The organism is Burkholderia sp. 4M9327F10, from assembly GCF_005503145.1.
Taxonomy (GTDB): domain Bacteria; phylum Pseudomonadota; class Gammaproteobacteria; order Burkholderiales; family Burkholderiaceae; genus Paraburkholderia.
On the sequence record NZ_SCNV01000021.1, the window covers coordinates 87,476 to 107,447 of the forward strand.

Here is a 19,972-nt window from a genome sequence, read left to right on the forward strand (position 1 = left end):
ATGGACGGCGCGATCAGGGGTGCGGCGTGCGCGCGGTTGCGCGGCGGGACGCAGCGCGGCTTTACGATGATCGAAGTGCTGGTGGCGCTGGCGATCATCGCGGTGGCGCTGGCCGCGTCGCTGCGAGCGGTGGGCAATCTGGCGAGCAGCGAGGTGGAATTGCATCAGCGGCTGTTGGCGGGCTGGAGTGCGGACAACATGCTGGCGCAGTTGAAGCTGTCGCACAGCTGGCCGGATGTGGGGTCGAGCAGCTTCGACTGTTCGCAGGGGAATTTGCAGTTGCTTTGTACGGAACGGGTGACGGCGACGCCGAATCCGGTGTTCCGTCGCGTTGAGGTGTTGGTGACGACACCGGGCCGCGCCGGCAATCTGGCGCAGATGGTGACAGTGGTGGCGAATGAAACGAACCGTTCGCTCTGAGCGCCACCGCCGCCGTCCGGCGCACGGCTTCACACTGATCGAACTGCTGGTCGCGATTGCGATTCTGGCGGTGATCGCGGTGTTGTCGTGGCGCGGCCTGGACCAGATCATCCGTGGACGGCAGACGATCACCAACGCGATGGAAGACGAGCGGGTGTTTGCCCAGTTGTTCGACCAGATGCGGATTGACGTGAGGCATGCCGCGACCGATGACGAGTCGGGGCAAGCGGCGGTCTCGGTGAGTGGCGACGTGCTGCAGATCGTGCGGGAGCTGGATTTGCCGGAGACGGCGCCGCGTTTGCAGGTGGTGCGGTATCGGGTGGCCGATGGCCGGGTGATCCGGTATGCATCGCCACCGCTTGGCAACGTCGGTGAATTGCGGGGGGCTCTGCGGGGCGGCGAGGGAGAAGGCTGGAGCGCGGTGCCGTTGATGGGGGGTGTTGGGTCTATTGCTGCGCGGCTGTTTGTGCCGAAGGTGGGGTGGACGACGCAGATGAAAGATGTGCAGGATGCGATTACCGAGAACGATAACAATTTGAAGGTTCCCCAGTTGGGGAGTGCTCCGCTGCCGCGGTCTGTGACAGGGCTTGAGGTGATTATTGGGGCTACTTCGTTGGCGCAGCCGGTTACCAGGGTTTTTCTCGTCGGAGAGTGAGGGATGCAGGTTGTTTGGCTACCGCCGGGGGTTGGTTTTTCTCTTGCTGCGCAGGGAGGGGGGCTGTTTGCCTACGGTGTTGGGCTTTTCTTGCTTTGCTTTTCGTTTATTTGCGTTGCTGCCTGGTTGTTTGCACGTGGTGTTGGCCTTTCCTTGTTTTCTTATCGGTCTATTGGCGTCGCCCCTGTGCGGGGCGGCACCTACTTTTCTTTGCAGCGGCAAAGAAAAGTAGGCAAAAGAAAGCCGCTCACACCGCTAACTTTTAGGTGTCCACCCCTGTTCGTATCCGGTAGTGGTCCGAAAACAAGATCATCCCTCGCACCTCTCACTTCAGTGACAAGGCAGTCATCCGCTCCAGCGTCGCGCTTCGCGCCCCGCCGAAGGGCACAACACCCGGCACCGCCCCCAAGGGGCTTTGTCGTCGCGCAATACGCCTTGCAACCCACGGCCGGTTATGCCGAACCGACAAGCACGCAGTGCGTGGGCGGGATGAATGAGCGCTGTACCACGAACGGGGGAAGCGCGAGGGACGATCTCGTCTTCGGACCACTCCCGGGAAATTCGAGAGGCGGACACCTACAGGCTAGCGGTTGCAGCCCGCTTTCTTTGCTTACTTTCTTTGCGGCGGCAAAGAAAGTAAGTGCCGCCCCGCACAGGGGCAACGCTAATAGACCGATAACAAAGCAAGGAAAGGCCAACACCCCAGCCAAACAGCCAACCGCCGTAGGCAAGCAAAAAGCAAAAACCCAAACCGGCGTAGCCATAATCAGCGCACTACTGGTAGTGGCCCTATCAGCAATCCTGGTATCAGGCATTCTGTGGCGCCAGCAGGTTCAAATCCGAAGGATAGAAAACCAGCGCCTGCTATCGCAAGCACAGTGGATATCCAGAGGCGCTTTAGACTGGACAAGACTGATCTTAAGATCCGAAGCCGACACCTCAGCGGGTATCACCTACTTAGGGGGAGTATGGAGCGTCCCCATAGCCCGAACTCGCCTATCGGACTTCTTGGGCCAAATAGGCGAAGTCCGCGCCTCAGAAGGCGCCTCAACCTATCTATCAGGCTCGATAGAAGACGCCCAAAGCAAATTCAACCTGCGAAACCTGGTCTCAAGCCCGGCCCCAGGCGTATTGCAAGTCAACGTGGAGCAAGTCCAGGCCTTCCAGCGCCTGCTCGCCCTGCTCAGCCTCAACAGCCAGTTGGCGAAAACCGCCGCCGTCCAGATCCGCGACAGCCTCGCCCAATCCGCCACGCGTTTCCAGACACAAACCGCCACAACCGGCGGTACCGCCGCCCCCACCCTAGGCGGCGCAATCGGTGGCAACACGTTCACCGATAAACCCGGCATCGACGACAGCGACAGCAACCCCGACATCGCGCCGCTGCAGATGACCAGCGTCGACTCGCTGCTCGACGTGCCAGGCTTCACGCCCGACATGGTCGCGAGGCTGCGCCCGTTCGTGACCTATCTGCCCACCACCACGGCAGTCAATATGAATACCGCGCCGGCTGAAGTGGTCGCCGCCGTCGTGCCGGAAATGAACCTGTCCGCCGCTCAAGCGCTCGTCGCGCGCCGCGAGACTGTCTTCTTTCGTAACGTCGGCGATGTATTGTTGGCCTTGCAGGCGACCGGTGTTCAGCAAACGGCGATCGACCAGAGCCTCTACGACGTCAACACCAGTTACTTTTTTATCCACGGCCGTGTCGATCACGAACGCGCGGAAGTGGATCGCACGACCCTCGTTTATCGCGATGCACTGACGCATACCACCCGCATCGTGCGCGTACAAGATCAACTATGAATAACGCTTTTTCCGGAGAGAGTGGCCTTTGAGCACGCTGATCGTCCTTTTGCCGCCGCGTGACCCGGCGGTGCCGTCGCAGGAATGGCAACTGCCGGAATTGCCGTTCCTGTTGCTCGACAAATCGGGCCGCACGCAGCGCGCCGGCCGCTCGGCGCTCGCGCTGCTGCCGCGTGCGTCGTCGACGGTCCTGATGGTCGCCGCGCGCGACCTCCTGATGATGCCCGCAACCCTGCCCCCGCTGAAGGGGCCGCGTCTGCGCCAGGCCTTGCCGAACATCGTCGAGGATCAACTGATCCAGGACCCGCAGACCTGTCACATCGCGCTCGATCCGCAACCGCTCGGCAATGGCCGGCATCTGCTCGCCATCGTCGATCGCGGCTGGTTCCGCTTCATCTGCGAAGCCTTCACCACCGCCGGTCATCGCAGCATTCGCGCCGTGCCGGTCACGCGTTGCCTGCCGCTGCCGCCAGTTGCTGCCACGCCGCTCGCGCAAGCCGAAGCAGACGCGGCAACTGCTGCGCTGCAGCCGGCTGCGGCGGGTAAGCAGGCGGTTGACCTCGCCGTCGAGCCGCCGTCGCCGGTCGTCGCCGCTGTGCTCGGCACCGTGGTCTCCACCGCGCCCGCCCTGCTGCTCGAGATGACGCCGGAGTCCAGCACCACACGCGTGGAACTGGCGATTGCACGCGGTGTTCAGGGTGAAGGGCTCGCCGTGCCCGCGACGTCCGTCAATGCGACCCTCGACGCCCTCTCCGGCGCCGCGCCGGTCTCGCTTTATCTGCTCACCGAGGTACCGGGTAACGAACCCGGCATGGGTTCGAGCGCGCAAGCGAAGCTAGCGGCGCAGATCGCGGGCGCGCAGCCGCTGCCGTTCGAGAAGCTCGCTCGCCGCGCACTCGAGTGCCGCTTCGACCTCTGCCAGTTCGAGTTCGCCGCGCAACCGTGGCGTCTCGACCGCGCTACGCTGCGCCGTCTGCGCCTGCCTGCGCTGCTGGCCGCGGCCGCGCTGGTGGTGGCGATCATCGGCGCCAATGTGCAATGGCTGATGCTTTCGCACCAACGCGACGCGATCAACGCGCAGATGACCGAGTTGCTGCTCAACACGTTCCCGAAAACGACCGTCGTGCTCGACGCGCCCGACCAGATGTCGCGCCAGATGCAGCAACTCCGTGTGGCCGCTGGTGAGTTGTCGCCGGACGATTTCCTCTCGCTGTCAGCCGGACTTGCGCGCTCGCTCGGACCGGTGCCGGTCAACGGCATCGCAGCGCTCGATTATCACGACCATCGTCTTGATGTGACCTTCAAGCCCGAAATCAAGGTCGACGCCGGCCTGACACAGCGTCTGTCGGGCAACGGCCTCGCGGGGGCGATCGACAGCAACACCGGCAAATGGACCATCAGGAGCGGACAATGAAAAATGAACTTGCTCAAACATGGGCCGGATTCTGGGACGGGCGAAGCGAGCGCGAGAAGAACCTGCTGACGTGGGGCGGCGCAGTGCTGGGCGTGGTGATCGCGTGGTCGATTTTGTGGGCGCCGGCTCAGGACGGCCGCGCGCATTTGCGTGACTCGCTGCCGTCAATGCAGCGTCAGCTTGCGCAGATGACCGCCCAGGCCGAGGAAGCGCGCCGGCTGACGGCCGCAGCCCAAGGCGTTGCGCCGACCGGCGGCGCGCTCAAGGATGCCCTCACCGCTTCGCTCACCGATCACGGCCTTACACCGCTGCAAGTGGAGTTGATCGGCAATGCGGTGCAGGTCCAGTTAAAGAACGCTTCGTTTCCCGTCTGGACTACGTGGGTCGACGACGTGCGCCGGCAATTCAAGGTGCAGGTCGCCGAGGCGCACATTACCGCGCTCAAAGACGACGGACAGGTCGACCTGACAGCATCGCTGCAGCCGTCGACCGCGAAATGACGGTGCAGCTACAGGATCTCGCATGAATTTCTGGATGCGGCGCTTGCGCGCTGCCCTGCCGTGGCTGCTGGTCGCGGTGTTATCGAGCGGTACCGTCTTGCTGGTGCTGTTACCCGCCGCGTGGATCACACCGGCGTTCACGAAGGCGAGCGACGGTCACGTCAATCTGGTCGACCCGGCTGGCTCGCTGTGGCACGGCTCGGCCACGCTGATGCTGGCGGCCGGTGCGGACACCAGCGCCGCAACGCTGCTGCCGGGCCGGATTGAATGGCATACCGCGTTCTGGCCGCTTTTCACCGGCCGCATCCGGATGACGATGCTGCAAAGCGAAGCCATGCCCGACCCGATCACGGTCGATGCGACCGGGCGCGGCTCCACGGTGTCGCAGGGGACGATCGCCGTGCCGGCGTCGCTGCTCTCGGGTCTCGGTGCGCCGTTCAATACCCTCGATCTGCAAGGCGATGTGCGGCTCGCGTGGAGCGACTGGCGGACTTTCGGCAAGCAATCCTTCGGCCAACTAACGGTGACGCTCAGCGACGCAAGCTCACGCGTTTCGCTGGTCAAGCCGCTCGGCTCTTACCGGGTGGTGGTGCAGGCGGAAGGCGGCAGTTCGACGGTCGATCTCTCGACCCTCAAAGGCCCTTTGATGCTGAATGGTCACGGCGTGGTGGGCGGCGCGGTGACGTCGTTTAGCGGCACGGCGAGCGCGGCGCCGGAGCAGCGCGATAACCTTGCCGGCCTGCTGAACTTGCTCGGGCGGCCGAGCGGACCGGGCACGGTGACGCTGACCTTCGCTCGCTGATCGCGCCGCGTGCGGTCTCAGTCGTTGCCCGGCAGTACGTGCGGCGGTTCGATAGCCGCGGCCTTCTCCGTGCCCTGCGGATCCGCTGAACCCGTTCCTGCGCTGGATGCGGCCGGCACCGCGGAGGTTGTGGCAGGCGCGCTCGCCGCCCCTGCCCCAGCGTTTGCATTTGCGGCCGGCGGCGCAGCCACGCTGCCTGTCTCCCGCGCCATCTGCGAGACATCCCAGCCGCCACCGAGCGCCTTCACGAGCCCCACCGACGACACCATACGCTGTCCCGCCAGACTCGCGAGTTTCTGCTCCGCGGTGAACGCGGTGGTTTGCGCGGTCAGCACGCTCAGATAAGCCACGGTGCCCGACTTGTACTGATTCGTGACGATATCGAGCGCCTGCTGCGCCGATACGACGGCCTGCTGCTGCACGACGATTTCCTGCTCGAGAATCCGCTGCGAGGCGAGGTTGTCTTCTACGTCCTGAAACGCCGCCAGCACGGTTTGCCGGTACACCGCTACGTCCTGGTCGTAGGCGGCGCGGGCCGCGTTGGTCTGCGCTTCGCGCAGGCCGCCGTCGAAGATCGTGCCGGCCAGTTGCGGGCCGAGGGTCCAGAAGCGCGCCGGCGCGGTGAGCAATTGCGACAGCACCGAGCTCTGGAAGCCGCCGGTTGCGGACAGCGTCAGCGATGGGAAGAACGCCGCGATGGCGACGCCAATCTGCTCGTTCGCGGCCTTGGCGGCGCGCTCAGCCGCCGCGATATCGGGCCGGCGTTCGAGCAGCGCGGACGGCATCTGCGCCGGGACGGCAGGCGGCGTGGCGGTAAGCGGTGCCGGCGGAATCGAGAACGTCGAGGCCGGCTCGCCGACCAGCACAGCGATCGCATGCTCGTCCTGGGCGCGGGCGATGCCGTTGTCGATCGCAGCGGCCTGGGCTGACTGCAATTGCGCTTGCGCCTGGATCACGTCGGAGCGTGCGGCCACACCTTGCGCGTACTGATTCTGCGTGAGCTTCAACGACTTTTCGTAGGCAACCACGGTGTCGTCGAGCAGCTTTTGCATCGCGTCGAGCGAGCGCAGCGAGAAATAGGTCTGGGCGAGCGTGCCCTGTGCCGACAGCCGCGCGTTGGCGAGCGTCGCGGCCGCGCCCTGCTGGCTCGCTTCCTGCGCGCTGACTGTGCGGCTGACCTTGCCCCACAGGTCCGGCTCCCAACTGGCGTCGAGTTGCAGGTTGTAGCTGTTGTTGACGCTGGAGCGCGTGCTTCCCGAACTGCTGGAGAGACTCGCGGACGAGCCGTTGCCCGAGCGGGTCAGGCCGGCTGAGCCGCTGATCACCGGGAAATATGCCGCGCGTGCTTCGCCGACCAGCGCGCGGGCCTGACGGTATGCGGCCGCGTACTGCGCGATGGTCTGGTTGGAGGTGTTCAGCTTGTCTTCGAGCGCGTTGAGTTGCGGGTCGTCGTAGATCGTCCACCAGGCGCCGCGGTCATGCTGATCGGCGGGTTGCGCGACCTTCCAGCCGGGGGCGGCTTCCTTATAGGCGGCCGGTACCTCGGTGGTGGGTTGCCTGTAGTCGGGGCCGACCGCGCAGCCGGCCAGCACGGTGGCGAGCGCCGCGCCTACGGCGAGGGTCAGGGCGCGCGGAGCAAGTGCGCGCGTGCGCGAGCTTCGGTCAAACTGCATGCAATGAATTCCTGTCGATTCGGCCGACGCAATGCCCCCAGGCTCAGAGACCCGTGGGGCTTGGGAAGATCGGCGGGCGGCCGCCCTGATGGCCGGGTGGCAATGAGGGGCGGGAGGCCGCGACGCTTCGGAATGTTAACGTAAGCAACGTCGGTGGCACGTAAAACCGAAAGAGTAATGCGCGCCGCGCCGTGGGTGTGTAACTCGCGCAGCGGCGACCGTTACGTGCTATTACGGCGTATTCGCAGATGGGCGGGCGGCCGGGCGGCGCACTCTCGAAGGACAGGGGCTTGATTGAGCCCGCGAACGCTTTAGCGTCAGGGGCGCTGATCGGCGCTAGCGTGGCGAGCCTGTTTGCCGGCTGCAGCGCGGCAAGCCGGTGCGTCCGCACGGGCCTGGCAGAGTGCGGGGAGACGCGGTGCGGTTGCTGCACCCGGCGCCAGAATCCTTCCCGCAGCGGAGCTTGCGAGCAGCGCCACTACCGGTGCGGCGCTTGCTGCTGAACCTGGCTTGGCCTTACGGCCATTGCGGCGATGCTCGATCCATGCAAAGAACAACACCCCGAGCGATCCCCCCGGCATCACGAACATGACGACGTACAGCGCCAGCTTCCACCAGCGGTTCGGTCCTTGAAAGGACTGCACGGCGGAATCGTGAAGGGAGCGGCTCAGGCCGCCGAGGGTATTTTTCAGGTACAGCATAACGGGGGTCCTCTACGCACCGTCAGGTGGGGTGCGCGGCAAAACGGTCAGAACATGGTCTCGGGTGGCGCCAGCGGCGCGTAACTCGTTGCCTGCAATAATATTGACTATGCAATTAAATTTCAAGATACTTCGCCTCATGCCAGCCTGCCGTGTTGTTTTTTCGAGAGCGTGACAGTCGGGCCAGCGGCGCGTGAGATTGACTTGTCTGCTTAGGCAGCTAAAATTCGGCCTATTTTCTGCGTTGTGGCAAAGTAGGTGCAATTTAGGTGGCAGCTTATACGTCAACTGAAGTACCAAAGCGAATTCGATGACAGACGGTCCCTACAACGCCGACGAGATTCATCTCGAGTCGAGCCTTGGTCATTACCTGTCGAAAGCGCGCAATGTGCTGGTCGAGCGGATGGACCGCGCGGTCAAGCCGTTGGGACTCACCGCGCAGCAGATTGGCGTGATCCTGATGTTGTCGTGCGGGCGGGCGCATACGCCGTATGAGTTGTCGCGCGCCATGTCGTACGACAGCGGGTCAATGACGCGCATGCTCGATCGCCTTGAGAAGAAGGGCTTTATCGTGCGCATGCGCAGCGATGCCGACCGTCGCATGGTCAAGCTCGAACTGACGGCGCACGGCCGGGAAGTCGCCCAGCAGTTGCCGCGCGTGGGCTCGGTGGTGCTGAAGGAGCAGTTGCAAGGTTTTACAGCCGCGGACATCGCGACCCTGACGAACCTGCTTGGCCGCCTGATTGCAAACGGTTCGGGCAGCGGTGAAGCATGCGAGTTCACGGGATGCGAACTCCGCACCGCAGCAGAGCAGTCCCCGCCGCCAGACGGCGAAGCGTAACCCCGTGATGTAACCCCGACGCGTCGTTTCAGCGTCGATTCTCAAAGAAATATCTGTCTGGGCAGAAGGTGACGGAACATGCAAGCCGTCCGGTCGGACGGTGAAATATGCATGCTGAGTCAAGCTTTTGCCGGCAGCTTTGCAAGGGATTGGAGCAAGCCTCCGATCGACAGGAGACTCAATCATGGCCGCTACGGCTCCCGCAGTTGCCGCACCCGTTCCGGAACCCGCCCCGCTAGCCGGCGGGACGCTGGCGTTGCTCACCGTCGGACTCGCGCTCGGCACGTTCATGGAAGTGCTCGACACGTCGATTGCCAACGTCGCCGTGCCCACCATTTCGGGCAGCCTTGGCGTAGCGACCAGCCAGGGCACCTGGGTGATCTCGTCGTATTCGGTCGCCTCGGCGATTGCCGTGCCGCTCACTGGCTGGCTTGCCCGCCGGGTCGGTGAGGTGCGCCTCTTCACGCTGTCGGTGCTGCTCTTCACGATCGCTTCGGCGATGTGCGGCTTCGCGCAGAACTTCGAGTCGCTGATCGCCTTCCGGCTGATCCAGGGATTGGTTTCCGGGCCGATGGTGCCGCTCTCGCAAACCATCCTGATGCGCTCGTATCCACCCGAGAAGCGCGGCCTCGCGCTCGGCCTATGGGCGATGACGGTGATCGTCGCGCCGATCTTCGGGCCGGTAATGGGCGGCTGGATCACCGACAACTACACGTGGCCATGGATCTTCTACATTAACGTGCCGATCGGCCTGTTTTCAGCGGCATGCGCTTTCCTGCTGCTGCGCGGGCGTGAGACCAAAACCACCAAACAGCGTATCGACGCCATTGGCCTCGCGCTGCTGGTGACCGGCGTGTCGTGCCTGCAGATGATGCTCGACCTCGGCAAGGACCGCGACTGGTTCAACTCGAAGTTTATCGTCGCGCTGGCGATCATCGCGGTGATCTCGATTGCCTTCATGCTGGTCTGGGAGATGACCGAGAAGGAGCCGGTCGTCGATCTCTCGCTCTTCAAGGACCGCAACTTCGCGCTCGGCGTGCTGATCATCTCGTTCGGCTTCATGGCGTTTTTCGGCTCGGTGGTGATCTTTCCGCTCTGGCTGCAGACCGTGATGGGCTACACGGCCGGCCTCGCGGGTCTGGCGACGGCGCCGGTCGGCTTGCTGGCGCTGGTGCTCTCGCCGATGATCGGCCGCAACATGCACCGGCTCAATCTGCGGATGGTGGCGAGCTTCGCGTTTATCGTGTTCGCTTTCGTGTCGCTCTGGAACTCGACCTTCACGCTCGACGTGCCGTTCAATCACGTGATCTGGCCGCGTATCGTGCAGGGGATCGGGGTGGCCTGCTTCTTCGTGCCGATGACCACAATTACGCTCTCCAGCGTGTCCGACGAACGTCTCGCGAGCGCCTCGGGTTTGTCGAACTTCTTCCGTACGCTCTCGGGGGCGATCGGCACGGCGATCAGCACGACCTACTGGGAAAACGACACGATCTACCATCACGCGGTGTTGGCGGAATCGGTCAGCAACTATGCGCCGAACACGACCGCGTATAGCGACTCACTGGCGAGCCTCGGCTTTGCGGGCCAAAGTCTGACGGCGCAGCTCAACCAGATCGTGACGCAACAGGCGTACATGATGGCGACCAACGACTTTTTCCGGATTTCGTGCGCGAGTTTCATCGTGCTGGCCGGGCTGGTATGGATCACCAAGCCGCGCTCGGGTGCGGGCCCGTCGCTGGGGCATTGAGGGGCGCACCCGCAGCGCCACCTCGCAGGGTGGCGCGTGCGGTTTATTGCGTGACAGGCACATCGCCCGGCGAGCCCATCGACTGCGCCGGCGCACCCTCTTGCGACGGATTCGACGGCGCGGTGCCGTCCGTGCCGTTCGTGCCTTGTGGCGGTACGTTGCTCGCTGTTCCGCTACGCACGAACTCCTTGAAATCGGCGCCGGCTTCCCACGGATTCGGCTTGCAGCCGAGCGAGCTGTCGCAATGCGCGGCGAAACCGATGGTGGCGGTGCCGTCGTTGTTTGGCGTCCTGGTGATCTGATAGGCCAGCGCCCGCTTGCCGCCATCCGGCCCGGTGGTCTGGATCAGCGAGTCGGTGGCCGCTTCGATCTTGTAGGTGGAATGGTTTGTCACCCACGTCTGGGCGCGTTGCCACCAGAGACCGCACTCATTCGCATTCGCGCACGTCAGCGGCGCGGTGGCAATCTGCATGACGTCGGGATTCACCTGCCCGCGCGTCGAACAGCCCGACGCGGCGAGAACACACAATGTTGCCAATAGAGCTTTCTTCATCGCGTTGCTTCCTCCCTGCGTGGACACGACCGGATGCGCGCACCCGGCGCGCGAGCGATCATTCAGTGTAAGGGTTGGACCCGTGCGAGCGGGCGGTGTTTCATACGCGTGGCCGAAACATCGCGCTGGGGAATTTCTTGCCGAGGCGAGACGCCACGGCCGCATGGCTCGCGTAGCCGTTACCGGTTGCATGGGTGGAGGCGGGTTGAAGAACACCCCCTGGAGCCATTGCTGCCAAAAGAAAAGGCGGCCCATCAGGACCGCCCTTCTCTACTCTTTTTATGCCGACGCAGCGATACTCATTTCCGCAGCCGCGTTTCTCCCGGCTTGCTACTGCGCCGCCGCGCCGCCGCGCCGTCAGACGCTAAAGCGATTCAACGTGTAGGCTCGATACGCAGCCACGAAGGCATCGAACGAGCCGACCTCTTCACGCTCGAGCCGCGCCTGCTCGTCGAGCGAATGCACGGCGAGTTCCGCGAAGGCCTGTTCGGCGGCGGCGTCGAGCGGCCGCGAGCGGAAATATGCCGCATGCGCTTCGCTTTGTTCGAGGCCGAAGGCGAGGAAACTCTGCTGCTTGTCACGCATCGTTTGCAGTACGCGTGCCGACGGCGTCAGCGAAACATCGGCCAGCTTTGCGCGTTGCGCGGCGAGTGCGCGCACGTGGCTATCATCGCCGTGCAGGGCGTCCAGCGCTTTCGCTGCGACCTCGATCTTCGCGAACAGCTCCTCGGCCCACTCGTGCATTGCAACCGGCTTGCCGTCGCGCGTCAGTTCGAGGCCGGGCTTGCGCCCTTCCGTGGTCACGCGGCCGAAGTTCTGATTGGCTTCGCAGTAGGCGTTCGGAGGCAGCGACGGGCTGTCTTCGAACGCGCAGACCAGCAGGTACGCGTCGAGAAAGCGTGCGGTCTCGAGCGCAATACCGGTCGGCTCGAACGGATCGATATCCATGCAGCGCACTTCGACGTATTGCACGCCGCGTGAGGCAAGCGCATGCAGCGGACGCTCACCCGGATAGGTAACGCGCTTCGGGCGGATCGTCGAATAGAACTCGTTTTCGATCTGCAGCACGTTGGTGTTGATCTGTACCCACTCGCCGTTGCGCTGCGTGCCGATTGCCTCGTACTGCGGATAGGGTTGGCTCACGGCCTTGGCCAGCGCGTCGAGATAGCCCGGCAGCGTGTCGTAGTCCGCATGCAATGCCGCTTGCGCGGTGGTGTTCGAATAGCCGAGGTCGCTCATGCGCAGGCTGGTCGCATACGGCCGGTACAGCGTATCCGCGTCGAAGGTTTCGAGCGTGTGCTTGCGATCGCGCAGAAAACGCCGGTCCAGCGCAGGCGAGGCGCCGAACAGATACATCAGCAGCCAGTTGGTGCGGCGGAAATTGCGGATCAACGCAAGGTAGCGCTCGGACTGGAAATCCACCGCGCTCGCCGTGGATTGCTGGTCCGCGTGCAGCACGCGCCACACTTCTTCGTTGAGCGAATAGTTGTAGTGGATGCCGGCAATGGTCTGCATCGTGCGGCCGTAGCGCAGCGCGAGGCCCACGCGGTACACGTATTTCAGCTTGCCGATATTCGACGAGCCGTATTGCGCAATCGGAATGCCGTCGTCGGTGGCGGGCAGCAGGCCCGGCATCGAGTTGTTCCACAGGATCTCGTCGCCCAGCTTTGTGTAGACGAAACGATGCAGCTGGTCGAGCCTGTCGAGCGTGATCTCGGCGTCGTGTTCCGCCGGCGTGATCAGCTCGATCAGCGCCTCCGAATAGTCGGTGGTCAGCGACGGATGCGTCAGCGCCGAGCCAAGCGCGCGCGGATGCGGCGTGAGCGCGAGCTGGCCGCTGTGCGTGACGCGCAGGCTTTCCCTCTCGATGCCGCGCAGGCCGGTCATCAGCGCGTGGCCATGCGCACCGGAAGCCAGCACGGACAGGCGGTGCGCAAACAGGTCGGTCGGGCGAGAAATGGTCGTGTTTGACATTGATGCGAGTCGGACGTTGTCGGCCGCCATGTGCCGCTCATGTGAGGCTATGTGCGGCCGACAGCATCCGGCGGAATTTTCAGTAGCGGGCACTTTAACATCTCGCCAAAAGGCCTGCTTGAGGCCCGCTCGGCCGCGGCTGGCCCGCTCTTTGGACGGATGCCGGGGGGCGCCGCGTCGAGCCCTCGCGAGCTATTATCCGCCGCGTGCACCGCCCGCGCGGTCCGCTACTTCATTCCATAGATGCATTGCCGCGTAGGCACGCCACGGACGCCAGGCGTCGGTGCGCACGCGCTGCTGGGTTGGGCGCCGCAGCGAGGGATCGCGTGCTGCGATCGACTGCATCAGCACCAGATCCCACGCGGGCCACGCGTCGGCGTCGCGCCAGGCGCGCATCGCCACGTATTCGACGGTCCACGGCCCGATGCCCGGCAGGGCCAGCAGCGCGGCGCGCAAGGCGGTGCATTCGGCGCTGTGGCCGGTGGCATGGGTGCGATGGCTGTCGAGCGGCACGGCGCCGCTCGCCACGGCTGCGGCAACGCCTTGCAGCGCCGCGACGCGCTTGCCCGGCATGCCGATCTGCGTCATGTCCGCCGTGGCCAGCGCGGCCGGCGTCGGGAAGCGCCAGGCGGTGCCCTCGTGCGGATGGTGCTCGATTCGCTGACCGGCGCGCTGCACCAGCCGGCCGATGATGGTGGTCGCGGCCTTCACGCTGACCTGCTGCCCGACGATCGCCCGTACGACCAGTTCGAAGGCCGACCATGCGCCCGGCACGCGCAGACCCGGCGCGGCCTCGATGAGCGGCGCAAGCCACGGGTCGGAGGCGAAATGCGCGCCGATCGCCTTTGGGTCGGCGTGCAGATCGAACATTCGGGCAATCGGCGCGCTCAATGCCTCAGCGTGCCGCCCGGCGGGCCCTTCGATGGTGGCGACGAGGCAGCGCTTGCGGGCGTGTGGCCGCACGGTCAGGGTGCCGCTGTCGCCGGCCCAGTCGATGGCGCGGCGGTACGCGCCGTCTTCGACCACTTCGACACCGGGCGTGGCGCGGCCGGCGAAAAAGCGCAGGATGCGCGGCCAGTCGAACGGCGCCTTGAAGGGCAGCTCAAGAACGGCGAGGTCAGTGACAGTGCTCACGCGGCGTTATCCAGATCAGCGGTGGTGGTAAGGGCAGGCTGTGCTTCGACCTTGAGCAGCGCGGCCTTGCGCGGCAGGCCCCAGCGGTAGCCGGCCAGAGAACCGCTCTTTTGCAGGACGCGATGACACGGGATCGCCAGCGCGACCGGGTTCGATGCACATGCGCTTCCCACGGCCCGCACCGCGCGCGGCGAGCCGACTTCCTCGGCGATCTCCGAATAGGTGCGGGTCTCACCGTACGGAATGCGTTGCAGGGCATCCCACACGCGCTGGCGGAAGGCTGTCGCAGCGATATCTAGCGGCAGGTCGAAGCGCTGGCGCGTGCCGTGCAGGTAGGCCTCGATCTGCGCGATGAACGGTGCGAGCCGACCGGCGTCCTCGACCAGTTCGGCATTGGCGAAATCGCCGCGCAGCTCGCCTGTGATTGCCGCGGCGTCGTCACCAAAGCCGATCTTGCAGATGCCTTTGGCGGTGGCGCCCACCAGCACGAAGCCGAGCGAGGTCGGCGCGCAGGCGTAGTACACGGTCAGGCCTGCGCCCTTGCGACGGTAGGCCGACGGCGCCATGCCCAGCTCGGCCGGCGCGGATTCGTACATGCGCGACGGCGAGCCGAAGCCGGCGTCGACGGTGGCGCGCGTCACGCCGGCTCCGCGCTGGAGTGCGTCGCGCAGCGCCGCGCCGCGCTGGGCGGCCTGATACTGGCGCGGCGATACGCCCACTACGCGCTTGAAGAGCCGTTGCAGGTGGAAAGGGCTCACATGCACGGCGTCGCTCAATTGAGCGAGCGTGAGCCGTTGTTGCGGGTCGGCGTCGAGCGCAGCGCAGGCGCGCTTGACGATCTCGAGCTCGCGCGGCAGGCCGCCGGGCTGGCAGCGCTTGCAATCGCGATAGCCGGCGTTGCGGGCGGCGTCCGGTGTAGCGAAGAAATCGACATTTTCGCGGCGCGGCAGACGCGACGCGCACGACGGCCGGCAGAACACGCCGGTCGTCTTGACGCCATAGAAAAAGGCGCCGTCGGCGTGCGAGTCGCGTTGGGTCACGGCGGCCCAGCGTTCGGTGTCGGTAGACCAGGCAGATGTCACGGTGCGGTTCATGATGTCCTCGAAAAGACAGTTTCGATGGTCACCAATGTAATTTGCAAGCCCACACACTACGCTCCGGTTCTTGCTCTGTCATTGCCTGGCCCTTGCGGCGACGGGGGGTTCGGGGTCAGTTTCCGGCGAGTTGCGACAAAACGCCACCCTATCGGGTTTTCCCTTAAAAAGTTATTGCGTCGCACCAACCCCGTGTGTATAGTAGTTCCTGTCTCCTCCATGTCTCCTCCTGATATGGATTCAGCCTGCTCCCTGAGAGCGGGCTTTTTTTTGCCTGTCGTTTTTGCCCACCGGTTCGCCGATTTTGCCGTCGCGCGCTGGTCGAGCCCTTAATGACCGCCTGTCTGTCGGCCGCGCTTCCCGGTCCTCCCTGCACTGCTGCCTTTCCCTTACACTTTCGATGATTCCCAGTTCATCGCATCGGCAACTGGTCAAGGGGCGCTTTTCATGAAAATCCATATTCGCGAGATCGACCATGTGGTCATCCGGGTGGCGGATCTCGAAGGCATCACCCGTTTCTATTGCGACGTGCTCGGTTGTAGCGTCGAGAAAGAGCAGCGTGAGATCGGCCTAGTTCAGTTGCGCGCCGGCCGCTCGCTGATCGATTTGCTAAAGGTGGGCGCAAAGATTGACCGGGCCGAGAGCGGCACACCCGGCGCGGGACGCAATATGGATCATCTATGCCTGCGCGTCGAAGGTTTTGATGGCGAGGCGCTCAAGGCGCATCTGCAGGAGCATGGCGTGCGGATCGGCGAGCTGGGTGTGCGCTACGGCGCGGATGGATTCGGTCCGTCACTGTATCTGTTCGACCCTGAGGGCAATATGGTCGAATTGAAGGGGCCGCCGGAAGCGGCGCGGACGACCTCGCTATAGAGACTGGAGGCGCGTCCTGACGGGGACAGACGCAGGTTTGGACCGCGCGCTGCCCTGCTTCCGTCAGGCGTTAGCCGGCGCCTTCAGCACGGTCCATTCGATCGGCACCGGATCCGAGTCGGCGCTGCCGAGCCAGGCTGCGCCGTCCTGCACCGTGCATTGCAGGCGCATGGTCCGCTCCGCGAGCTTGCCGAGCGCGGCGCCGACCTCTTCGCCCAGCGTCCAGACCGTTACGTTACGCAGCCGGTCCACCTTGTTACGCACCCCCTGCCACCAGATTTCGGAGGTGCGGCCGCCGTAGGCGATCACCACGACTTCGTTGGAGCGGCCGCTCGCTTTGGCGATACGCCGCTCGTCGGGTTGCCCGACCTCGATCCAGGTTTCGATGGCGCCGGTCAGATCCTTTTGCCACAGATCGGGTTCGTCGGCGTCCGACAGTCCTTTGCAGAATTCCAGCCGTTCCTGCGCGAACAGCGCGAACGCCGCCACGCGCACCATCATGCGTTCGTCGGTTTCCGACGGATGCCGTGCGATCGTCAGCGAATGATCGGCGTAATAGTGCCGGTCCATATCCGCAATCTGCAATTCCGCTTTATAAATCGTCGATTTGAGAGCCATGCCACACCAGGAGCCCGCGCTAGCGGACCGAACAGAAAAGGAATCATCGGCGGCTCGTTGCCGCTTACCGTGTTGTTTGTACATCGCTCGCTCCTCCACAGGGCTGCGGGGGCCGATGCAACGTTGCCAGATGAAAATGACAGCGAAACGGCGCCGGCCGGGCTGCAGCCGTGGGATGGCGAAGGTCGCTCATGCACGATGGGTCGCGTGTCCTGGCTGCTGTTTGCAGTCCATACACAGCATTTAACGTGCCATCGTGAGGTCGAAGGCCGCACCTTACACGCGTGCGGCCGCTCTGTGCAAGCTTTCCCGCTATCGGCGCCGACGGTGGCGACTGAGACGATGCGTGCAGGATGGGTCCGGAACGTCTCAATTCTGAATCATCGGACCTTTGCGTTCGTCTTCGGGGTGCGATCGTGCTGCCGGAATGGGTACCGGTCTTACAGGCGGCGTGTGACAGGCATCACGGGATGCAGGCGGGTGACGCGGTTACGCACGGGTTGCCGGCTCAGGAAACGCTTGGCGTGTCTTCCCGTGGGAGATTTGATATCAATGGATAGCAATCCGAATCAATTCGGCCAGTCGCATACAGTTTGAAAACCTGGAAAGCGAAACGGCCGGGCACATGCCCAGCCGTACTCATTTGCGTCCGTCGCGAACGCAAGGTTCCACTCGCATCCAATCATCGCCGGGCCGGTTAAAGGCCTCGGCATAGCAATCACATCAACCAGGTTTTAAACCCGGCCGTAGTGCGTTTATTGCTTGATGAATCGATCGTTAGCCCAGAGGCCTTCCGTATCGCTATTGCCCGCATTGACGAACTCGACGTCATGTCCGACTACGCGCACGACGCGGAAACTCGAATTCTCCGGAGTGGAAATGCATTGGTATCCGGAGAAGAATTCCTGCATCTGCTGCTGCTCGCCGGCCTGCGCATGCTGATCGGCGGCGTCGAGCTTGTCCTTCGACAGGCAGCCATATGCGTTAGGCTTGAACTGGATCGTTTGCTGCGGCTTGATCACGCTGTCCTGGGCCTGCACCGCGGAAGCGGCTACCAGTCCCGCAACGGCGAAAAGAATAGCGACTTGTGCTTTCATATGTGCCTCCGTGCGGGTAATTGCTCAGGTTAGCTATGTATTTAACTTGTAGATCACACCCGCATCTTGCACTTTAGAAGAAAGCAGCCCACCGACAAGCACATCTTGTGTGCGCCCGCAACAGCGGCGAATTGCCGCACCTTCTTTGGCAGGGTATTTGGTGTGGAGAAATGACGTTAAAAGGCGATCTTGTGACGGATTTCTTGAAGCCGGGTAACGCGGATTGCTTTAACTGGCAACCCTTTGCGAGGTGCATACGAGTAAACGAGCACCCCTAATTAAGCGGCTTAATACGAAAGTTGTCCGGCTTGATGCGGCGCACACAAAGTCATTCCGCAGATAATTTAAAAAGCCGCAGATAAGGGGCTAAATGCAGAATAAAAAGAGTGCCAGGTTTGCTGGTGCCCGACATGCGACAGGCTTAAGGCGACGCGTTCGCCCGTCGGCATGGGCGATCTGCGTCAATCCTTGCGCGGATTCGCGGCGAAGAATTCCTGCTGGAAAAGGCACATGCGCAAAGCATTGTGGTACTTGCCGTTGCCGAAAAATTCTTCGATAAGTTCGGCTTCGTGCCTGAAGCCGCATTTCTCGTAGACGTGAATTGCGGCCGCGTTCGACTTGTCGACGATCAGATAGATCTTGCGCAGGTTCAGCACCGAAAATGCGTAATCGATCGCAAGCCGCGTGGCCACGCTCGCATAGCCGCGCCCCTGAGCCTGCGGAGCGATGATGATCTGGAATTCCCCGCGCCGGTGGATATAGTCGAGTTCGATCAGCTCGACGAGCCCGACTGTCTCGCCCTCGTTATCGATTGCGACGAAACGGCGCTCGCGCTGATCGTGCACGTGCTGGTCGTAGAGTTGTGAGAGTTCGGAGAAGGTTTCATAGGGCTCTTCGAACCAGTAACGCATGATCTTCGCGTTGTTGTTCACCTCGTGGACAAAGCGCAGGTCGTGGCGCTCCAGCGGCCTTAAGGTCAGGCGGATATCGTGTTCAATAGTCATGGAATTCCCCTCGAGAATTATTGGTTTTAGATTGCGTTGAGCTGGCTGCCGCGAAACTACACGGGCGATATGAGCGGCGTGTCTGGCGGCAGCAATCTCCGGCAGCTAAGGGTTAGTCCGGTGCCGCGCTCAGGAGTTCGCCACGGGGGCTTCGGCCGGTCGTGCTGCAACGCTCGCGCGACAAGGCGTGGCAAGGGATTTGCAGGCGCGAGGCGGCGCGTTGTCGCATGCGGGGCCGGATGTTTGTGAGCGCACGGGCACACACCGGGCACGTGGAGTGCGTCTACAATGGAACCACTGGGCGATAGGAGGATGCTGTGATGGAGCACCTGATACTGGGCGCGTTTCTGGTCGTGCCGCTACTGATCGTCGCGTTCCTCTTCTCCGATGAGCTATGGCAGGAACATCAGCTACGCGCTCAGAAAGACCACCCGCGGCATATCGACTGGCACCATCCATTGCGCAGTCTGCTGCATCGCCATTGATGGCGTTTGAGGGGGTTAACGTGCGCCGTTGCCGAGTTCGGCACGGATGCGTTGCGCGAACCCTTCAAGCGTCGCCTGCTCGGCGATTTCTCGCCCATGCATGCGCAGCGGCACGCCGTCCCAGCGTGGGATGACGTGAAAGTGCACATGCGCGACTGTCTGGCCCGCCGCCGCACCGTTGAACTGACCGATAAAAATGCCGTCCGGCCGCAGTGCCTCGCGCAAGGCGAGGGCGATTTGCTGCGTCATGCGCATGCATGCCATGGTTGCTGCGTCGGAGAGGTCGAAAATCTCGGCGGCGGCTTCTTTCGGCACCACCAGCACGTGTCCGTCCGCCTGCGGCATCAGATCCATGAAGGCCAGCGTGTCATCCGTCTCCGCGACTTTGATGCACGGTAGTTCACCGCGCAGAATTCTCGCGAACGGGTTGCTCTCGTCGTATTTCATGACGTTCCTTGAGTTGGGCGGGTGGCCGTGTGTGTAGTTGCGTGTAGTTCTGTTGGTTCTGTGATCGGCAGCGCGATTGCACGAACGTGCGACCAACCATTCCGTGTATCGCGGCCCAGCGCATTTTTCACAGCAGG

Annotated in this window: 20 protein-coding genes; 10 read left to right on the forward strand and 10 right to left on the reverse strand. The window is 63.4% G+C overall.

Translation table 11 applies throughout. The features are described 5' to 3' along the window. The 6 genes from gspI to FFS45_RS19925 all read left to right on the forward strand — a co-directional run bounded on the left by gspI (window position 1) and on the right by FFS45_RS19925 (window position 5,594). Window positions 1–420 (forward strand): type II secretion system minor pseudopilin GspI, encoded by a 420-nt coding sequence (gspI, locus tag FFS45_RS19900; RefSeq protein ID WP_137956374.1) that lies wholly within the window; start codon window positions 1–3, stop codon window positions 418–420. Then, on the forward strand, window positions 398–1,075 hold the full coding sequence (locus FFS45_RS19905; RefSeq protein WP_137956347.1) for a prepilin-type N-terminal cleavage/methylation domain-containing protein: 678 nt from the start codon (window positions 398–400) through the stop codon (window positions 1,073–1,075). The genes gspI and FFS45_RS19905 overlap by 23 nt, the downstream gene beginning before the upstream one ends. A gap of 675 nt (window positions 1,076–1,750) precedes the next feature. Next, window positions 1,751–2,878 carry a type II secretion system minor pseudopilin GspK gene (gspK, locus tag FFS45_RS19910; protein ID WP_283204762.1) on the forward strand — a complete coding sequence of 376 codons (1,128 nt, stop codon included), beginning with the start codon at window positions 1,751–1,753 and terminating at the stop codon, window positions 2,876–2,878. A 28-nt stretch (window positions 2,879–2,906) separates the two neighbouring features. Continuing rightward, on the forward strand, window positions 2,907–4,292 hold the full coding sequence (gene gspL, locus FFS45_RS19915) for a type II secretion system protein GspL (protein WP_137956348.1): 1,386 nt from the start codon (window positions 2,907–2,909) through the stop codon (window positions 4,290–4,292). Then, window positions 4,289–4,792, forward strand: coding sequence for a type II secretion system protein M (locus tag FFS45_RS19920; protein WP_137956349.1), 504 nt, complete (start codon window positions 4,289–4,291; stop codon window positions 4,790–4,792). Before gspL ends, FFS45_RS19920 begins: the two co-directional genes overlap by 4 nt. A gap of 22 nt (window positions 4,793–4,814) precedes the next feature. Beyond that, the gene (locus FFS45_RS19925; RefSeq protein ID WP_137956350.1) at window positions 4,815–5,594 is read left to right on the forward strand and encodes a type II secretion system protein N; all 780 of its coding nucleotides are present in this window, start codon (window positions 4,815–4,817) and stop codon (window positions 5,592–5,594) included. A gap of 17 nt (window positions 5,595–5,611) precedes the next feature. On the opposite strand, the gene FFS45_RS19930 is transcribed toward FFS45_RS19925, so the two are convergent. Further along, a complete protein-coding gene (locus tag FFS45_RS19930) occupies window positions 5,612–7,267 on the reverse strand; it encodes an efflux transporter outer membrane subunit (protein ID WP_137956351.1) in 1,656 nt (551 codons plus the stop codon). Between the two features lie 317 nt (window positions 7,268–7,584). After that, window positions 7,585–7,968, reverse strand: coding sequence for a hypothetical protein (locus tag FFS45_RS19935; protein ID WP_137956352.1), 384 nt, complete (start codon window positions 7,966–7,968; stop codon window positions 7,585–7,587). A gap of 310 nt (window positions 7,969–8,278) precedes the next feature. Between FFS45_RS19935 and FFS45_RS19940 the strand changes: the two genes are divergently transcribed. Both FFS45_RS19940 and FFS45_RS19945 read left to right on the forward strand, forming a co-directional pair. Then, the gene (locus tag FFS45_RS19940; RefSeq protein ID WP_137956353.1) at window positions 8,279–8,809 is read left to right on the forward strand and encodes a MarR family transcriptional regulator; all 531 of its coding nucleotides are present in this window, start codon (window positions 8,279–8,281) and stop codon (window positions 8,807–8,809) included. A 184-nt stretch (window positions 8,810–8,993) separates the two neighbouring features. Beyond that, entirely contained in the window at window positions 8,994–10,556 is a 1,563-nt protein-coding gene (locus FFS45_RS19945) for a DHA2 family efflux MFS transporter permease subunit (protein ID WP_137956354.1), read from the forward strand. Window positions 10,557–10,599: 43 nt separating this feature from the next. Here FFS45_RS19945 and FFS45_RS19950 read toward each other — a convergent pair whose 3' ends face one another. The 4 genes from FFS45_RS19950 to ada all read right to left on the reverse strand — a co-directional run bounded on the left by FFS45_RS19950 (window position 10,600) and on the right by ada (window position 15,311). Beyond that, window positions 10,600–11,109, reverse strand: a complete 510-nt coding sequence (locus FFS45_RS19950) for a hypothetical protein (RefSeq protein ID WP_137956355.1) — start codon at window positions 11,107–11,109, stop codon at window positions 10,600–10,602. Between the two features lie 357 nt (window positions 11,110–11,466). Further along, the gene (gene gshA, locus FFS45_RS19955; RefSeq protein ID WP_137956356.1) at window positions 11,467–13,083 is read right to left on the reverse strand and encodes a glutamate--cysteine ligase; all 1,617 of its coding nucleotides are present in this window, start codon (window positions 13,081–13,083) and stop codon (window positions 11,467–11,469) included. 195 nt (window positions 13,084–13,278) lie between these two features. Beyond that, complete coding sequence (locus FFS45_RS19960) at window positions 13,279–14,217, reverse strand: AlkA N-terminal domain-containing protein (RefSeq protein WP_137956357.1); 939 nt, start codon at window positions 14,215–14,217, stop codon at window positions 13,279–13,281. Continuing rightward, window positions 14,214–15,311 carry a bifunctional DNA-binding transcriptional regulator/O6-methylguanine-DNA methyltransferase Ada gene (gene ada, locus FFS45_RS19965; protein WP_137956358.1) on the reverse strand — a complete coding sequence of 366 codons (1,098 nt, stop codon included), beginning with the start codon at window positions 15,309–15,311 and terminating at the stop codon, window positions 14,214–14,216. The genes FFS45_RS19960 and ada overlap by 4 nt, the downstream gene beginning before the upstream one ends. Before the next feature lie 447 nt (window positions 15,312–15,758). Here ada and FFS45_RS19970 point away from each other — a divergent pair, with 447 nt between their 5' ends. Further along, complete coding sequence (locus tag FFS45_RS19970; RefSeq protein ID WP_137956359.1) at window positions 15,759–16,184, forward strand: VOC family protein; 426 nt, start codon at window positions 15,759–15,761, stop codon at window positions 16,182–16,184. A 63-nt stretch (window positions 16,185–16,247) separates the two neighbouring features. Here FFS45_RS19970 and FFS45_RS19975 read toward each other — a convergent pair whose 3' ends face one another. The 3 genes from FFS45_RS19975 to speG all read right to left on the reverse strand — a co-directional run bounded on the left by FFS45_RS19975 (window position 16,248) and on the right by speG (window position 18,903). Further along, window positions 16,248–16,802 carry a YaeQ family protein gene (locus FFS45_RS19975; RefSeq protein WP_137956360.1) on the reverse strand — a complete coding sequence of 185 codons (555 nt, stop codon included), beginning with the start codon at window positions 16,800–16,802 and terminating at the stop codon, window positions 16,248–16,250. Between the two features lie 755 nt (window positions 16,803–17,557). After that, window positions 17,558–17,899, reverse strand: a complete 342-nt coding sequence (locus tag FFS45_RS19980; RefSeq protein ID WP_090681046.1) for a surface attachment protein Sap1 — start codon at window positions 17,897–17,899, stop codon at window positions 17,558–17,560. A gap of 461 nt (window positions 17,900–18,360) precedes the next feature. Beyond that, window positions 18,361–18,903 carry a spermidine N1-acetyltransferase gene (speG, locus tag FFS45_RS19985; RefSeq protein ID WP_137956361.1) on the reverse strand — a complete coding sequence of 181 codons (543 nt, stop codon included), beginning with the start codon at window positions 18,901–18,903 and terminating at the stop codon, window positions 18,361–18,363. Between the two features lie 320 nt (window positions 18,904–19,223). Between speG and FFS45_RS41770 the strand changes: the two genes are divergently transcribed. Next, the gene (locus FFS45_RS41770; protein ID WP_171029686.1) at window positions 19,224–19,388 is read left to right on the forward strand and encodes a hypothetical protein; all 165 of its coding nucleotides are present in this window, start codon (window positions 19,224–19,226) and stop codon (window positions 19,386–19,388) included. Between the two features lie 15 nt (window positions 19,389–19,403). Here the strand turns inward: FFS45_RS41770 and FFS45_RS19990 are convergent, their stop codons facing one another. Continuing rightward, complete coding sequence (locus FFS45_RS19990; protein WP_137956362.1) at window positions 19,404–19,835, reverse strand: HIT family protein; 432 nt, start codon at window positions 19,833–19,835, stop codon at window positions 19,404–19,406. Window positions 19,836–19,972: the final 137 nt, after the last annotated feature.

Excerpts from the sequence above, each read along its gene's own strand:
- gspI (WP_137956374.1), top strand. The coding sequence starts at position 1 with ATGGACGGCGCGATCAGGGGTGCGGCGTGCGCGCGGTTGCGCGGCGGG.
- FFS45_RS19905 (WP_137956347.1), top strand. The coding sequence starts at position 398 with ATGAAACGAACCGTTCGCTCTGAGCGCCACCGCCGCCGTCCGGCGCAC.
- FFS45_RS19920 (WP_137956349.1), top strand. The coding sequence starts at position 4,289 with ATGAAAAATGAACTTGCTCAAACATGGGCCGGATTCTGGGACGGGCGA.
- FFS45_RS19925 (WP_137956350.1), top strand. The coding sequence starts at position 4,815 with ATGAATTTCTGGATGCGGCGCTTGCGCGCTGCCCTGCCGTGGCTGCTG.
- FFS45_RS19930 (WP_137956351.1), bottom strand. The coding sequence starts at position 7,267 with ATGCAGTTTGACCGAAGCTCGCGCACGCGCGCACTTGCTCCGCGCGCC.
- FFS45_RS19935 (WP_137956352.1), bottom strand. The coding sequence starts at position 7,968 with ATGCTGTACCTGAAAAATACCCTCGGCGGCCTGAGCCGCTCCCTTCAC.
- FFS45_RS19940 (WP_137956353.1), top strand. The coding sequence starts at position 8,279 with ATGACAGACGGTCCCTACAACGCCGACGAGATTCATCTCGAGTCGAGC.
- FFS45_RS19945 (WP_137956354.1), top strand. The coding sequence starts at position 8,994 with ATGGCCGCTACGGCTCCCGCAGTTGCCGCACCCGTTCCGGAACCCGCC.
- FFS45_RS19950 (WP_137956355.1), bottom strand. The coding sequence starts at position 11,109 with ATGAAGAAAGCTCTATTGGCAACATTGTGTGTTCTCGCCGCGTCGGGC.
- gshA (WP_137956356.1), bottom strand. The coding sequence starts at position 13,083 with ATGTCAAACACGACCATTTCTCGCCCGACCGACCTGTTTGCGCACCGC.
- ada (WP_137956358.1), bottom strand. The coding sequence starts at position 15,311 with ATGAACCGCACCGTGACATCTGCCTGGTCTACCGACACCGAACGCTGG.
- FFS45_RS19970 (WP_137956359.1), top strand. The coding sequence starts at position 15,759 with ATGAAAATCCATATTCGCGAGATCGACCATGTGGTCATCCGGGTGGCG.
- FFS45_RS19975 (WP_137956360.1), bottom strand. The coding sequence starts at position 16,802 with ATGGCTCTCAAATCGACGATTTATAAAGCGGAATTGCAGATTGCGGAT.
- FFS45_RS19980 (WP_090681046.1), bottom strand. The coding sequence starts at position 17,899 with ATGAAAGCACAAGTCGCTATTCTTTTCGCCGTTGCGGGACTGGTAGCC.
- speG (WP_137956361.1), bottom strand. The coding sequence starts at position 18,903 with ATGACTATTGAACACGATATCCGCCTGACCTTAAGGCCGCTGGAGCGC.
- FFS45_RS41770 (WP_171029686.1), top strand. The coding sequence starts at position 19,224 with ATGGAGCACCTGATACTGGGCGCGTTTCTGGTCGTGCCGCTACTGATC.
- FFS45_RS19990 (WP_137956362.1), bottom strand. The coding sequence starts at position 19,835 with ATGAAATACGACGAGAGCAACCCGTTCGCGAGAATTCTGCGCGGTGAA.